General features: G+C 45.3%; 16 protein-coding genes. 8 read left to right on the top strand and 8 right to left on the bottom strand.

Annotated elements, in window-relative coordinates:
- Positions 1 to 16 precede the first annotated feature (16 nt).
- The 3 genes from ACXQIQ_RS08750 to ACXQIQ_RS08740 form a co-directional block, all read right to left on the bottom strand.
- Positions 17 to 757 (bottom strand): ABC transporter permease, encoded by a 741-nt coding sequence (locus ACXQIQ_RS08750; protein ID WP_439299147.1) that lies wholly within the window; start codon positions 755 to 757, stop codon positions 17 to 19.
- Positions 754 to 1,665 carry an ABC transporter ATP-binding protein gene (locus ACXQIQ_RS08745; RefSeq protein WP_439299148.1) on the bottom strand — a complete coding sequence of 304 codons (912 nt, stop codon included), beginning with the start codon at positions 1,663 to 1,665 and terminating at the stop codon, positions 754 to 756. Before ACXQIQ_RS08745 ends, ACXQIQ_RS08750 begins: the two co-directional genes overlap by 4 nt.
- A 102-nt stretch (positions 1,666 to 1,767) precedes the next feature.
- The gene (locus ACXQIQ_RS08740) at positions 1,768 to 2,223 is read right to left on the bottom strand and encodes a GNAT family N-acetyltransferase (protein ID WP_439299149.1); all 456 of its coding nucleotides are present in this window, start codon (positions 2,221 to 2,223) and stop codon (positions 1,768 to 1,770) included.
- A gap of 91 nt (positions 2,224 to 2,314) precedes the next feature.
- On the opposite strand from ACXQIQ_RS08740, the gene ACXQIQ_RS08735 reads away from it, so the two are divergent.
- From ACXQIQ_RS08735 to ACXQIQ_RS08720, 4 genes are read left to right on the top strand one after another with little or no spacing between them, the layout of a single operon-like run.
- Positions 2,315 to 3,217: a DMT family transporter gene (locus tag ACXQIQ_RS08735; RefSeq protein ID WP_439299150.1), complete on the top strand. Its 903-nt coding sequence runs from the start codon at positions 2,315 to 2,317 to the stop codon at positions 3,215 to 3,217.
- Positions 3,218 to 3,230: 13 nt separating this feature from the next.
- Positions 3,231 to 4,007: an SDR family oxidoreductase gene (locus ACXQIQ_RS08730; protein ID WP_439299151.1), complete on the top strand. Its 777-nt coding sequence runs from the start codon at positions 3,231 to 3,233 to the stop codon at positions 4,005 to 4,007.
- An 11-nt stretch (positions 4,008 to 4,018) separates the two neighbouring features.
- Positions 4,019 to 4,597, top strand: coding sequence for a histidine phosphatase family protein (locus ACXQIQ_RS08725; RefSeq protein ID WP_439299152.1), 579 nt, complete (start codon positions 4,019 to 4,021; stop codon positions 4,595 to 4,597).
- Positions 4,594 to 5,358, top strand: a complete 765-nt coding sequence (locus ACXQIQ_RS08720) for an NUDIX domain-containing protein (protein WP_439299153.1) — start codon at positions 4,594 to 4,596, stop codon at positions 5,356 to 5,358. Before ACXQIQ_RS08725 ends, ACXQIQ_RS08720 begins: the two co-directional genes overlap by 4 nt.
- Positions 5,359 to 5,598: 240 nt before the next feature.
- Here the strand turns inward: ACXQIQ_RS08720 and hpaB are convergent, their stop codons facing one another.
- The 3 genes from hpaB to ACXQIQ_RS08705 form a co-directional block, all read right to left on the bottom strand.
- Complete coding sequence (gene hpaB / locus ACXQIQ_RS08715) at positions 5,599 to 7,050, bottom strand: 4-hydroxyphenylacetate 3-monooxygenase, oxygenase component (RefSeq protein WP_439299154.1); 1,452 nt, start codon at positions 7,048 to 7,050, stop codon at positions 5,599 to 5,601.
- Between the two features lie 97 nt (positions 7,051 to 7,147).
- A complete protein-coding gene (locus ACXQIQ_RS08710; RefSeq protein ID WP_439299155.1) occupies positions 7,148 to 7,732 on the bottom strand; it encodes a GNAT family N-acetyltransferase in 585 nt (194 codons plus the stop codon).
- Between the two features lie 305 nt (positions 7,733 to 8,037).
- Positions 8,038 to 8,916: a hypothetical protein gene (locus tag ACXQIQ_RS08705; protein ID WP_439299156.1), complete on the bottom strand. Its 879-nt coding sequence runs from the start codon at positions 8,914 to 8,916 to the stop codon at positions 8,038 to 8,040.
- A 173-nt stretch (positions 8,917 to 9,089) separates the two neighbouring features.
- On the opposite strand from ACXQIQ_RS08705, the gene ACXQIQ_RS08700 reads away from it, so the two are divergent.
- Both ACXQIQ_RS08700 and ACXQIQ_RS08695 read left to right on the top strand, forming a co-directional pair.
- A complete protein-coding gene (locus ACXQIQ_RS08700) occupies positions 9,090 to 9,788 on the top strand; it encodes a winged helix-turn-helix domain-containing protein (RefSeq protein ID WP_439299157.1) in 699 nt (232 codons plus the stop codon).
- Positions 9,778 to 11,196 (top strand): ATP-binding protein, encoded by a 1,419-nt coding sequence (locus ACXQIQ_RS08695; RefSeq protein ID WP_439299158.1) that lies wholly within the window; start codon positions 9,778 to 9,780, stop codon positions 11,194 to 11,196. The genes ACXQIQ_RS08700 and ACXQIQ_RS08695 overlap by 11 nt, the downstream gene beginning before the upstream one ends.
- A 31-nt stretch (positions 11,197 to 11,227) precedes the next feature.
- On the opposite strand, the gene ACXQIQ_RS08690 is transcribed toward ACXQIQ_RS08695, so the two are convergent.
- Both ACXQIQ_RS08690 and ACXQIQ_RS08685 read right to left on the bottom strand, forming a co-directional pair.
- Positions 11,228 to 11,440 carry a hypothetical protein gene (locus tag ACXQIQ_RS08690; RefSeq protein ID WP_439299159.1) on the bottom strand — a complete coding sequence of 71 codons (213 nt, stop codon included), beginning with the start codon at positions 11,438 to 11,440 and terminating at the stop codon, positions 11,228 to 11,230.
- Between the two features lie 66 nt (positions 11,441 to 11,506).
- Positions 11,507 to 12,190, bottom strand: a complete 684-nt coding sequence (locus ACXQIQ_RS08685; protein WP_439299160.1) for a hypothetical protein — start codon at positions 12,188 to 12,190, stop codon at positions 11,507 to 11,509.
- Positions 12,191 to 12,329: 139 nt separating this feature from the next.
- Here ACXQIQ_RS08685 and ACXQIQ_RS08680 point away from each other — a divergent pair, with 139 nt between their 5' ends.
- A complete protein-coding gene (locus ACXQIQ_RS08680) occupies positions 12,330 to 13,697 on the top strand; it encodes a sigma-54 interaction domain-containing protein (protein WP_439299161.1) in 1,368 nt (455 codons plus the stop codon).
- 271 nt (positions 13,698 to 13,968) lie between these two features.
- Entirely contained in the window at positions 13,969 to 15,288 is a 1,320-nt protein-coding gene (locus tag ACXQIQ_RS08675) for a GntP family permease (protein ID WP_439299162.1), read from the top strand.
- Positions 15,289 to 15,292: the final 4 nt, after the last annotated feature.

The raw sequence follows: 15,292 nt of genomic DNA, 5'->3' as shown, positions 1-15,292 counted from the left end.
AATTACCACGCTCCTCTTACTTCCCACTCCAACGGAAGAATCGGGAGGCGAGGATGATGGAGACGACCGCTATCCCGAGCAGTACCCCGACTTCCAACGGATAATCGGTGATCGGTGCATCGTTCCACGTGCCACGCAACAGCTGAATGACGTAATAGAGCGGAAGGACTTTCGCTACGTACTGCAAGATCGTCGGCATGAAATCAAGCGGGAAAGTCGCGCCTGATAGGAACAGCATCAGGTTCAAGAACAATGAACTGATCGCCGCCGCTGCTTGGGTGTTTTTCGCCAGTGACGTCAAAAACAGCGCAAAAGGGAAAAACGCCAGAATACTGATCAATAAAGCAAGCAACGTACTTCCGATATACGCGGGTAACGTCAAATCATACATCAACATACCGAAAATCATCAGCAAGACTGCTGAAATGAAGAAGATGACCGTTCCCTGGAATGTGTGTGCGGCAAGAATCTTCCAGGGCTGCAACGGAGTAGATTGATAGCGGCGCAGTACACCGGTCTCGCGGTAGCCGGCCAACACCGTTCCGAGTGTGAAGAATGATGTGGTCACGATGTTGACCCCGATCCACGAAGGGACGTACAACTCCGCAAAGCTCATTCCATTCATGTCATTGCCGTCGAACATGGAACCGAACAACCAAATCATCAACACAGGGAATAAGAACGTCCAAAATACGCTCAAGCGATCCCTGAAAAACATTTTCGTCTCTAAGCCAGCTAGTTTCACCATCGCCGTCATGCGGATCGCTCCTTTTCCAGGTAATGGACGAACAAATCGTCTAGAGAGCCTTTTTCAAACTTGAAGTCTTTCAAGGTGATGCCTTTCTCGTTGCAATACTTGAATATGTGGTAAGCGGTGTTCTGCTGATCATCGCTGAATACTTTGTAGGTGGATTGATCCTGCTCCACCCTGACGACATCCGGAAGGGACAGCAAATAATCATACTCCAAACCGTCGCTTTCGAATGCGAGATAATGGACTGCCATTTCATCCAACAGCTCTTCTGGGGTGTTGAGGGCTTTCAATTGTCCACCATAAATCATCGCAACCCGGTCACAAAGCTTTTCTGCTTCTTCCATGTAATGCGTCGTAATGACGATGGTACATCCCTGTTCTTTCAGTAGTTGGATCATCGACCACATTTCCCTCCGTGCGTGTGGATCGAGCCCCATACTCGGTTCATCCAAAAACAGGATCTCAGGTTGGTGAAGCGTAGCAAGTGCCAGGGTCACTCTTTGCTTCCAACCACCCGATAAATCATCGAACTGGACATTCAGCTTTTCGCCTAGCCCTAATAAATCGATGAGGTGATCTTTCTGAGTCGGTTTGTTGTAGAACGATGAAAACAGATCCAGCGCTTCCTTCACTTTCATTTTCTTTTGGATGGAAGTGGCCTGGAATTGGACACCGATCCGTTTGTTCAACTCTCTCAGTTGTTTACTTGGAACGAGCCCAAGGACATCGATCGTTCCGCTGTCCGGCTTCCGAATGCCTTCCAACATCTCGATCGTCGTGGTTTTACCGGCACCGTTCGGACCTATGATCCCGAAAATTTCCCCTTTACGAACTGAAAAAGAAATATCCTGGACTGCCTGTACTTCTCCGTACTTTTTCGATAAGCTTTCAACCGTGATGACGTGATTCATGAATTCCCCTCCTCTGGAACATGATTCCAATTGTTTATACGTTTTGATGATACATTAGTTTCATAAAAAAAGTACGAACTTTTTGTCAAGTTCGCACTTTGATCAGTGATTAAGCTTTTTAAGCATCCGATAGTTGGTGAAAGGCGTGTCCTGGATCCATTTCACTTGTTCTTCCTCAACAAAGAAGCCTTTCTTTTCAAAAAACGGTTTCGCCGTGATGCTCGCTTCGGTTACGAGTTCTTCAAGGTCGAGCTCATGCGCAATTTTTTCAAGTACATCCAACAACTTGGAGGCGACTTTCTGACCTTGAAAAGCATGATGGACATACAGCATTTCAATGGATCCATTATGACTCAGGGTTGCAAAACCGATGATTTGCGCTTCATCTACTGCTACATAAGAATGATGATGAAGGAGATTCTCTTTCCACTTCGTCTGTTCGGACCAGCGTTTCGTTTGTTCTTCTGAGTAGTCGCTTCTATTCACCGTTACAATCGTTTTCTGGAACAGTTCCTGGACTTCATCCAGATCGGATGGTTGTAGCGCACATATTTTCATATCCTAAACCTCCAGTTAAGAAAAGGAATTCTCGAATCCTGTATCGAATGTAATGTGGCATTCGATTTTTAAAAAGATAGGGGAGACATCTATGAAGAAGTGGGCATATCTATTCATCGCACTTGGCGCATCCCTCTGGGGGCTCATCGCTATTTTCGTTGAAGGACTTTATACATATGGATTTACGGCATTGGAAATCGTTGCAATTCGGGTGATGGTGGCAGCGATCCTTCTCATCCTATTTGTCTCCATAAAAGATGTCAAGCTGTTGAAGATCAATTGGCGGGACAGCATGTACTTCATTGGTACCGGTATTTTCAGCATCGTCTTCTTCAACTGGTGTTTGTTTACGGCCATCAAGGAAACGTCCATCGCTGTTGCCGCGATTTTATTGTATACAGCACCTGCGATCGTCACGATTTTATCCAGGTTTTTATTCCAGGAATGGTTCACGAAACGTAAGATTCTCGCGCTATGTATGACTTTCTTCGGGTGTATGTTTGTCATCGGCATATTGCCAGGTGGTGCGAGCAATGCTTCCTTGTTTGGTGTATTAGCAGGTCTTGGATCTGGACTTGGATATGCGCTGTACAGCATTTTCGGAAAGTATGCCCTGGAGAAATATTCTTCACTCACCGTCATCACATACACCTTCATTTACGCTTCTGTTGCGCTCATACCTGTGACGGGGCTTTGTTGGCAGAAGACGGATGTCATCCTGCAATCTGGGGTATTGATGAACGCCGTAGGAATCGGGTTCGTGTCGACGGTGCTCGCTTATATGCTGTACACCGTTGGACTGCAGTTCGTAGAATCAAGCCGGGCTTCCATCACGGCAACGGTCGAACCGGTCATCGCTACGTTGGTCGGGGTCATCCTGTTTCAGGAACAGCTTAGTATGTGGCAGATCGTCGGCATCTTCTTCGTATTGAGTGCGGTGATGGTGGTGCAAGAGAATCGACGAGTGAAGACCGAGCATTCACTCGCACAATAAGGAGTTGTTTTATATGGAAAAAAGAAGAATTGCATTGGTGACCGGCGCGAGCCGCTTGAAAGGAATCGGTGCAGCGACTTGTCTGGAGCTCGCTGATGCCGGCTGTGATATCTTTTTCACCTATTGGTCGAACTATGACCGGGAGCTGGAGTTGGAAATGGGGGAAGAAGATCCATCCATTCTCCAAGCATCCATTGAGGAAAAAGGGGTACGATGCTACAAGCTGGAGTGGGACTTATCGAATGCAGAAGAAATCCCGACACTCCTGAGAACGGTGGAAGAGGCGCTCGGTTACCCAGATATCCTCGTGAATAATGCTTGCTATTCGACGATGGATTCCTATGAAACGATTGATCCGGAAAGCCTGGACCGGCATTATGCCATCAATGTAAAAGCGACCACGCTGTTGACGTCGTATTTTGCGAGAGGTTTTACAAATGGAAGCGGTGGCCGGGTCATCAACCTGACATCCGGTCAATCACTAGAACCGATGAGTAACGAATTATCGTATGCGATTACGAAAGGTGCCATCGAACACATCACGAAAACGCTTGTCCCTGATCTCGCGAAAAAAGGGATGACAATCAACGCCGTCAACCCAGGACCTAATGACACAGGCTGGATGGAAGAGGAGCTGAAAAATGCATTGTTGCCGAAGTTTCCGATGGGGCGCGTAGGTACGCCAGTAGATGCTGCACGGTTGATCCGGTTTTTAGCAAGTCAGGAAGCGGAATGGGTGACAGGTCAGGTGATCCATACAGAAGGTGGTTTCCAGCGAACGTGGTTTTAAAGGAGGACAATATGACAGTCATTTATTTTGTACGGCATGCTCATTCCGATTATACGCCGGATGAGTATGGGCGTAAGCTTTCCGATCGAGGGGCTGAAGATGCAGAACGGGTAAGGGAACAGTTCAAGGATGTCCCTGTAGACCTCGTTTTCTCCAGTCCGTATGCGCGAGCGATTGAAACGGTAAAAGGTGTAGCGGAAGACCGCGGGTTGGATGTGCACATCATTGAGGAGTTGAAAGAACGGCGATTAGCGGAGGAACCAGTGGATGATTTCCCAGCTGCCGTCGATCGGTTGTGGTCGGAGCCAGATTACGCTTTTCCAGGTGGAGAATCCAATGAAACGGCTCAACAGCGTGGCGGCGATATACTCCGTGTGTTGTTGGAGGAGCACAAAGGGAAAAACATCGTCATCGGGTCACATGGGAATATGATGGTGCTGACGATGAAGCACTTCAACGCATCCTATGATCTCGATTTTTGGAAACAGTTGACGATGCCCGATGTTTACAAATTGACGTTCGAGGGGGCCGATTTGGTTGAAGTGGACCGAATGTGGGACCCAAAGACAAAAATAGGAGGAGCACATTGATATATCGGAAAAAGACATATGAGATTGACCCAGCCTATTTGGAAGCTTTCAACGATTTTTTCCATACATATTTATTGCCGAATCAGCGGAAACATGGGTCTAAGCTCGTCGGTCGGTGGGTCAGTGAGAACCGTCGGCATATCACTGCAATCTGGGAGTATGAGAGTTTTGAAGCATATGAAAAAATTGAATCGCTCGTTCGAAGTGATGAGATGCACAAAACAGCACAAGAAAAGCGACCAGCCATCGCTCCTGCGATCCTCTCTAGTAAACAGGAATTCATGGAACCAACGGAAAACTACCATGTGCCAAGACATATCGTTGCCGTTTCAGCACTGATCAGAAATGCTGAAGGGGAAGTGCTGCTGGTCAAAACCAATTGGCGGAGTGATACGTGGGAGCTGCCAGGAGGTCAGGTTGAAGAGGGGGAAGTGCTTGAAACTGCGCTCCGACGGGAAATTCTCGAGGAAACTGGGATAGAAGTGAGAATCGATAAAACGACAGGCGTTTACCAAAATACGACGAGCCGAATCGTCAGTATCGTTTTTGAAGGGGTGGCATTGAACGCAGAAATCGTAAAGCAAGATTCCGAGATAAGAGAGGCGAAATTCGTCCGATTGACCGAAGGGAATGTGGAAGATTACATTACGCGGCCACATATGGCGACACGGGTATATGACGCATTGAAGTCAACAGAGACAGTGCCAGTTGAATCGGTGAAAGTGAAGCCATATGAGCTGTTGCATAGAATTGGGTCTTAGACGGAAGTAAAGTTCATTCCAGAGACTGAGAAAAGTCCATACCGCTGACCGTTAAGAAACGACATGGAAATTCGTAAACTAAGAGTAACAAAAGACGAAAGGGAGCGGTTTCCATGTTGAACTATTACGAGATTGAGAAGATCATCATCGACCATCATAAAAAACAAAGACGTAAGTAAAGGACGGAGGGTGACAGGATCGAGTCACCCTCTTTTTTCATTGTAAAAAGACAGCTGTCCATCAGCTGTCTTCATCATCTTCAATAGAAAGAAATTCTTTCACCCATTGGATTTGTTCATTCCGGTAGTAACTTAGATATAGCCGTTTTGATAGACTCAGTGGTCCTCCGAAAAAGTACTGTTCGTATAACGACTGTCTTGTACCGAAAGCACTCATGGACAGATCCCAGGCCAAACGGAAAATCTTCACCCGATCTTCGGCATTCGCGTTCGCACCTTGGAGGTATAGATCGAGGTCCTTCCGAATCGGAGAATTGAAATCATTTTCCCCTGGTATGGAAACAAGTCCGCTCGCACCGAGAATTTGGATGATCTCATTGAAGGTCGGATAGATTTTAGCGTAATAGGTCAAGGCCGCGTGAAGCGGTTCCTTCGCAGGCGTCATCGTTCCCCACTGATCGATTTCTGCCTGGATTTCCGATGATAATACGAATGCTTTCATCGCTTCTAGCGCAATGATGATGTCGGAAACCTTCTCTTGAACGTGATCGTATCCACCGATGTTGATCGTCTGGATCATCAATTGGATCGTGCCTAGAATGAATTCGGTTTTGACGATACATCGATTGACGACCTGGTGAACGGTGTGTTGGAAAAAGCTAGATTTATCATAGATCTGTTGAGAGAGTTCCAAGTTTTCATAGAAAAAAACATTTTCCCATGGGACGAGTACGTCGTCAAAAACGACGATAGAATCCAGTTCGTCAAATCTGGAACCAAGTGGATGATCGAAATGTGATTTTCCATAATCGAAGGATTCCCTTGCGATGAATCGTAATCCAGGTGTATTTGCCGGCAGTGAAAAACCGTTTGCTACACTCAGTTCAGAAATACCACCTTGTGGGAAAACGATGATTTCATCCGTCAATCCTCCTTGGGTAGCGAGAAGGCGGGCCCCCCGGATGATGATGCCGTCTTTTGTTTTACTCGTTATGTGTGCAGCGACCTGTTTGTCCGCCCATTCCAACTGAAAACGCCCGCGGTTCATCTGAGGATGCACGAATGTATGGGTGAATGACAGATCATGGGTGACCGCTTTTTCATAAAGATTGATCATGTTCTGACAGAAAGTAGGGTCCTGGGATTTCAAGAGTTCCGCAGATTGAGCAAAAGTCATTAAGATGGTGTTCAAATAATCCGGAGAACGTCCCATCAATCCCCCGCACGACTTTGCCCATGTTCGGATGGCGATTCGTCTCCGTTCCAGATCTTCCTTCGTTCTCGGAGGGAGAAAAGCCATGCCAGCTTGCTCTCCTGAGTATGTTGTGAAAGACATATGATCGATGTGATCCGGGTCTTTCTGTATATCGTACAGTCTTGCTTTGCTCTTTATTATCCCCTTCAAGGCCGGATGTTCAGACAGCTTACCACTTACTTGTTTGCCGTCGACCCAAATTTCAGGCTTCAGTTCATTGATTCGGTCGATATATTGCTGACCAGAAATAAGTGCCATTCAACTAACTCCTTTGCCAAGCCATTGTTATAAACAAGGTATGCATAGTTTGTGGCAAAGGTACGTCCAAACGCCCGTTATGGTAATAAATTGAAAATCAGTCGACGAGTTTTTTCTCGATCTTCTCCCTCACTCTTGGCCATTCCTCGTCCAGGATACTGTAGTAGACCGTGTCTCTCACATGACCATTGTGCATGATTTTACACTTGCGGAGGACGCCTTCGCGGATTCCGCCGATTCGATCGATCGCGTTTTGAGAGCGGATGTTCCGTGCATCGGTTTTCAATTGTACACGGACGGTCGACAAATTCTCGAAACAGTGCTTTAAGAGAAGGTATTTGCACTGTGTATTGACTTGCGAACGCCACACGGACGGTGACAACCATGTCCAGCCGATCTCAAGGTGTCGGTCTTTTTCCGAGATGTTGAGAAACCGTGTGCTGCCGACCAACTTTTCTTGCTCATGATCATAGATGACGAATGGGAATGCGGTGCCTGCTTCTTTATCCTGTAATGCTTGATGGACGAGTGTTTCCATGTCCTCGCGACTTGTGATATCCATCGGCATGTACGTCCAGATTTCCGAGTCCTTTCCCGCTTCAAATAAATCATTGATATCGTCCCGTTCCATCGGTCGTATTGTTACACGTCGGCCTTGCAGTGTCACAGGTTGGATCCACATAAAATTTCCCTCCACAGTTTAAATAGTTTGGCTAACTACTTATTCCCTTTGGAAGCTGAAATGTCCTTCCTATCTATTGAGGTAGGGATTTTTGATGGTAAAATAAACCCGATTTATAAAACACCACACTCTTTTTACAAGACTGAGCTTCATTTTTGTAAAACAAACCCTCCTTTTTGCAAGACTACGCCTCAGTTTTACAAAACAAGAGCCCTTTTTTCTAAAACCACAGTTCCACAACACTTATTAGACGAAAAAATCGCCCGATCCTGACTGGAATCGGACGATTTTCACCCATTATAGTTCTATTCCTTGATGGAAGACTTGATTTCTGTCCAAACTTTCTTCATTTCTGTGTGAAATTCTTCTTTCTCGATGCTGAACTTCTCTTTAAACTCTTCACGGCTATGTCCGGCTTGTTTATACTCGATCACTTCGCTGATTGTGGAATCACTCAGGTGCGCAACGACAGCTACACGGACCAGATGATGCAAACGCATGTCGTTTTCCAGGTAACCGTTCAAGTTCTCAACACGCTCACCTGTATATTCACTCAAATAGTTCACGACCTCTTCCTTATGAGCTTCTAGATATTTTGCACCTTTCGCCCATTTGCCTTTATGTTTCATGAGATCTTCTTTCTCAACACCCAAGTTGTTCATCGTTTCTTCCCAGGAGTTGGTCCCTTTATAATCCTCCAAAACTTCTTCCACAGTCTTATCTGCGGCTCTGGCGATATGGATGCCTTTCATGATCTCTTCTTTGGTGTAGCCGTCCTCTAACAGAGTTTCGAATTTTTCCTTATTGAAGTCTTTGTGAAGCGCTTTTCCAATTGATCGCTTCATATGTCGTTCCGGATCCAAGCCGAAGTGCTCTGCTGTTTCCTTCCAAGAACCTGTTTCCTTATAATTTTGCAGTACGTCTTCAATTGATGCGTCACTTGCGTTTGTGATATGGGACGCTTTCAAAATTTCTTTCTTCGAATAACCTGCGTCCAACAAAGCTTGGAACTCATCCTCTAACAGATGTTTCTTGAAGTGGAATCCCAACTTCCAATCTTCTTTTTGCTCTAAGGCGACAGACGGTGATTCACCGGATGTGGATGCTCCTACAAACTGTGGGCTCAACATCCCTAGAGTCGCAAGTCCTAAAGTTCCAATCCAAAGCGCTTTTTTCTTCAACAAAATCCTTCACTCCTTCCATGAGTTATTAATAGCTTATCCAGACTTTATGAACAAACTATGAACGAACGATGAGCAAACCATTAAAAATTTAGAAATCTTTTCAAAATCCCCAAAAAGCGCTCTGCAACCGTTAAGATAATAGTAAATCTATGCGTAAAAGATGGTGATGATGGATGAACATTTTGGTGATTGAAGATAACGACAGCGTCTGTTCAATGCTTGAAATGTTTTTCACGAAGGAAGGGTACAAGGGCGAATTCATCCAGGATGGATTGAAGGGGTATACCCGGTTTCAAGAAGGCGATTGGGATCTGATCATCCTGGACTGGATGCTGCCAGGAATGGATGGAGTGACCATCTGCCACAAGATAAGGGAAGAAAGCAGTATCCCGATCATTATGCTGACGGCGAAAGACAGCGAATCCGATCAAGTCCTAGGCTTGGAGTTAGGGGCAGACGATTATGTGACGAAACCTTTCAGCCCGCTCACGCTCATGGCGAGAATCAAAGCTGTCGCGCGCCGTTACCAGCTGAAAACCGATGTAAGTAGTGCGCATAACCTGGAAACGCTGCATTTGAAAATCGATAAGAATACACGAGACGTCCTATTGGATGGAAAGCAGGTAAGGGATCTCACGCCAAAAGAATTTGAGTTGCTGCATTACATGGCTGAGCATCCGAGGCAAGTCTTCTCAAGAGAACAGTTATTAGAGCGGGTATGGGGCTACCAGTTTTATGGAGACGAACGGACCGTCGATGTACATATCAAACGCCTCAGGAAAAAGATCGGTTCAAAAGAAAGACCGTTCATCCATACGATTTGGGGAGTGGGTTACAAGTTTGATGAAACGGTGACCGCTGATGAAGGTTAAGTATTTTCACCAACTGCTCGGGACTCACATCAGCATTCTACTTATTGCGTTCCTACTGTTGAGCGTCCTTTTTACAAGGTTCGTAGAGGATTATGTGTTCCAGACCAAGGTGAATGAACTGAAAAGCTACGGCAATCAGATCGTCAATGAAAGTGCCATTCTCGATCATAAAATCGGTGCAAAAGTGGCGTTTGCAACCTATGTTCAAATGTTGAGAGCGCGGGACATCCAGTTCGTAACGTTCACCCAAGAAGGAGACATCCAATCGCCGAACAGGGGAATTAATGGACTGAAGCTATCCGGTACAGAATGGGATAAACTTTCGGATGGAGAGGTGGTTTCCGTTAAACAAGATTTAAAGCGATTCAACCAGGAAGTGACGATGGTCGCCTTCCCGAAAATGCAAGGGGATCAATTTTCGGGAGGCGTACTGCTCATTTCTCCAATCAGTGGAACGAGACAGTTCATCCAGCAATTGAACAAGTTTCTGACCTTGACGATGGTCGTGTCCCTGATCGTTGCGCTCTTGATGAGTTGGTTTTTATCGAGATCTCATGGAAAAAGGATCATGCGGTTACGGCAAGCAGCGTCTCAAATCGCTTCAGGTAACTATAACGTAAAAGTGCCTTACGGGAAATCAGACGAGATCGGAGAGCTGACGAAGGATTTTAATGAGATGACGAAACGCTTGAAGAGATCGAATGAAGAAATTGAACGTTTAGAAGCTCGTCGCAAAAAGTTTCTCGGGGATGTATCTCACGAAATGCGCACTCCGTTGACGACGATCCGTGGGGTGATCGAAGGCATTCGGAATGACATGATCCCATATGAAGATCGGGATAAATCAATGGACCTGGTCGAAAAAGAAACGAGAAGGCTCATCCGGCTGGTCAATGAAAACCTCGATTATGAAAAAATCCGTTCCAATCAGATCAAGCTTGAAAAAGAAACGATTGTTCTGAGGGAAGTCTTTGAAATTATCAAAGAACAACTGTTGTATCAAGCGGATGCCCAACAAAACGAGATCGTGATGAACGTGGAGGACGATCTAAAGGTCTATGCCGATTATGACAGGCTCATACAAATCATATTGAATATCACACAAAACAGCATGCAGTTTACAACGAGCGGACATATTGAGCTATCGGGTCATATGGGTCACGACGAGACAATCATCGAAATTACGGATAACGGAATAGGGATCGATCGGAACGACATCGAGTCAATTTGGGACCGGTTCTATAAAGCGGACATTTCAAGAAAAAATAATCCGTTAGGAGAATTCGGCCTCGGATTATCGATCGTAAAGCAGCTTGTGGAACTTCACGATGGATCAATTGAAGTGGAAAGTACAAAAGGCCAGGGGACGAAGTTTACGATAAAATTGCCATCAAAACAAAAGGACTGACGCAGTCGAATTGACTCGTTCAGTCCTTTTCTTAAGTCCGGAAAGGAACATATGGATATCCGATATATTGGATGTTCAATGTCCCGTCTTCATAGGTGGTGGGTCCGATGTTACCCACAATCGTAATCGGATTGGAGTGAGGATTTGAATTGGAATCATGCTTGTTGTGGAATATGGCGTTCTGCAGCACGATGATAAGCAAAAGGTACAAGACCAATATGATCAAGACGGATGTCTCCTTCATACAACTCCCCCATAAAAAGGCTATTGTAATTATCCATATGCCATAACAGGGAGAATCGTGCTTGATTTATCCACTCAATTCAATATTTTTCTTTCCATCAGAAAGGATTAAATCAATATAAAAATAGTTACCACCGTATGGATATTTTCCTCGCCCCAACTGACTGACATCGATGGCTTTTTCAAAATGGAAGATCTTACTTTCATTTGGTCTCAATTGAATTTGCAGGGGTCCATCCATTGTCATCAGAGAGGTAGTCTTCCTTTCCTCTGAATGATTCCAATCCAAAAGTTCGATTGAAATATCAAGAATGTCATTACTATGGTTTCTTAATGGGATGCTGCATTCCCCGTTGAGGATTTCTTTTTCCTCATCAAATTGAAATTCACAACTGCTATACTCTTTTCCATAAGTAATGGCGTATACTCCATTTGCAGCAGTAGATTGATAGACTTTCATGATAAAGGAAGGCACAGACATCAAAACAAAGATCGTCAAGAATACGACCAGTAATTGATATTTCTGGAACGAGTGGAAAAGAAATATGAGTCCGAACAAGAATACAACCAGAATACCTATCGCCAACATATTTACACCCGTTTGTGTTTCAGGGTTAGTATAAAATGGAATCCCTAGTGCAGAAAAAACTTGCTCTCCCAAAGGTTTGCCATTTGGAAAAGAGAAGGTCAGCACGAAAGACACGGATATACATACGAATGCAAGGATCAAAAATTTTAAACTTCTAATCATGATTTCTCCCTCCCTAGTAACCTATACCATTATACAGGTAATAGTTGGAAAATAGTTGTCATTTCTTCAGAATCCTCTAATGATTTGCGAAAGTTATGATAAAGTAAAAACAGAATGTTGGACGAGAGGACGGTCAATCATGCTGCAAACCGATTTTCAAATCAAAAATCAAATTCTTGAAGCGATTATTGATAACGCTTTCGAATGGGTTGTAGTCGTCGATCCTGAAGGTGTCATTCGTTTTATGAACAAAACGTATTGCGAATTCCTTGAAGTGGATTCCAAAGAAGTGATTGGCAAGCATGTGACGGAAGTGATTGAAAACACGAGAATGCATATTGTAGCAGAGACCGGTGAAAAAGAAATCGCCGATTTGCAGTTCATTAAAGGGAACTATATGATTGCAAACCGGATTCCCATTTTTCATGAAGGACAAGTTGTCGCAGCACTCGGAACGGTCATTTTCCGCGATACGGAACAGTGGAAGAAGATGAATAGTCATGTGAAGAGTCTATTTTCAGAGCTGGAATTTTACCGGAAAGAATGGACGGCGAACAATGGCGCGAAATATTCATTGAATGATCTCGTCGGCAATTCTGAGGCTATGCTGGAATTGGAAAAACGGGTGAAGAAAATCTCCAGCGGGGATATTTCCGTTCTCGTCCGTGGGGAAAGTGGAACAGGTAAGGAGCTTTTTGCCCATAGTATCCATCAGCTCAGTGAACGGAGTACTGCGCCATTCGTGAAAGTGAACTGTGCGGCGATTCCAGAGCATCTTCTTGAGTCAGAGTTGTTCGGGTATGTTGAAGGTGCGTTTACCGGAGCGAAAAAAGGCGGGAAAGTCGGAAAGTTCATCCTTGCAAATGGAGGGACGCTCTTTCTGGATGAAATCGGGGACATGCCTCTGCAGATGCAAGTCAAGCTGTTACGCGTACTTCAGGAAAAAGAGATTGAACCGATCGGTGCGAACAAGACGGAGAAAGTGAATGTCCGGGTGATTGCGGCGACGAACCGTCCGCTAGAGAAGATGGTCCAGGAAAAATTGTTCCGCGAAGATTTATTTTACCGGATCAACGGATTTCAGCTCCACATTCCTGCACTTCGTGAGCGGAAAGACGATCTTTTACCGCTAATCAATCACTTTCTTGAGAAAGTGACGAGAAGGACGGGGAAACGGATTCAAGGAATGGAAAACAACGTGATGCAAGTGTTCCGTCGCCATAATTGGCCAGGCAATATCCGAGAGCTGGAGAATGTCATTGAAGCTGCGGTCCATCTGACATATGGGGAGACAATCGATCTCGAGGCATTACCCGACTATCTGACTGAGCAGGAAAGCTTGCGTGTAGGGAACAAGTCGCTAAAGGAACTCCTGGAACAAACGGAACGCAACGCATTGATCGATGCGCTCAATCAGAATGACGGAAATAAACTGGCTGCTGCTAAGACGCTTGGCATCGGTAAGTCCAGCTTTTATGAAAAATTGAACAAATACGGTTTGTTGTGAATGATTCCAGAATCCCGGAATACTGTCCGGAATTCTGGAATTTTTATGATTGACAAGGGTTTAGAGAGGTTATTCGGTGCTTGTTTCCGATTTTTCGGAAAAATGAAAACGTTCAATAATTTGTAACAAGTGATAGAGCAGTGATGAAAAGTTGGCACGATTATTGCATTACTTATCTGGGAGAACGGAATCGCCTGTTATTTTTAAATAGATTAACTGTGAAAATTTGAAAGCGGTTCCACAAAACTGTTTCGTCAAGGGAGGATATCAGATGTTAAGCATGATTGGTTTACTAGGGGGACTCATCTTATTAATTGTCTTAACGATGAGGGGTATGAACCTGTTGGTTGTTGCACCTCTATGTGCGCTCTTTGTTGCTGCCCTCAGTGGCATTCCACTGTTTCCACAGCTAGCGGCAGAGGGTGAAGCGAACTTAGTCGGAAATTACATGGCTGGATTTTCAGGATTTGTCGCCGCCTGGTTTTTAATGTTCTTGCTAGGTGCGATTTTCGGAAAAGTCATGGAAGATAGTGGCGCGGCCGATAGTGTATCCAAGTGGATTGTAGCAAAACTTGGTATGAAGCAGGCTGTGCTGGCGATCGTGTTGGCTTGTGCCATTTTGACATATGGTGGCGTGAGCTTGTTCGTTGTCGCGTTCTCGGTTTATCCGATGGCAGTAGGGCTATTCAAACAAGCGAATTTGCCACGACGTTTCATTCCTGCCTCATTGGCATTCGGCTCGGTCACCTTTACGATGACTTCAGCCGGATCACCTGAAATTCAAAACTGGATTCCAATTGAGTATTTAGGCACTTCACCATACGCAGGTTGGGAAGTCAGTTTGATTGTCGCTGTGTTCATGGCGGTGTTCGGATATTGGTGGCTAAGGAAGATGATTACGAAAGCGGTCAAGAATGGAGAAAAATTCGAAGCGAGAAAAGACGATCCGGAAGTAGCGGAAAAAGAATTGCCGAATCCGATCGCTGGTCTATTGCCGCTGGTCGTTGTACTCATCATATCGTTCATTTTTCATGATGCATTGAAGCAATCTGCGTTGATTGTCGCATTGCTCGGTGGTGTCATTGCAGCCTACCTGTTGAATCGAAAGTATTTCACCGATTTCTGGGAAGCCGTTTCTGGTGGTACACTTGGGGCTTTGATCGCAATTGGTAACACTGCAGCTGTCGTCGGATTCGGTGGTGTCGCGAAAGGGGTGCCAGCATTCGATGTTGCCGTCAATGCGATGACGAGCATACCTGGAAGTCCACTCATCGGTGGTGCGATCGCGGTCAGTGTGATTGCTGGTATGACAGGATCCGCTTCAGGTGGTCAGGCAATTGCCTTGCCGATCTTAGCGCCGCATTATATCGATATGGGCGTCAATCCGGAGGCATTGCACAGAACAGTCGCGATTTCCTCAGGTGCGCTGGATTCCTTGCCGCACAACGGATATGTCGTCACGACCGTTCGTGCAATCTGTGGGGAAACGCATGCAGCTGCCTATGGAGCTGTCGGTGCTTTGACTGTTATTGTGCCGTTGATCGGTCTCGCATTAGCTGTCGTCTTATTCTCATTCGGACTTGGGATTTAATCGT

The organism is Pseudalkalibacillus sp. Hm43 (assembly GCF_054170705.1).
This window is presented reverse-complemented; position numbering and strand designations above follow the sequence as displayed.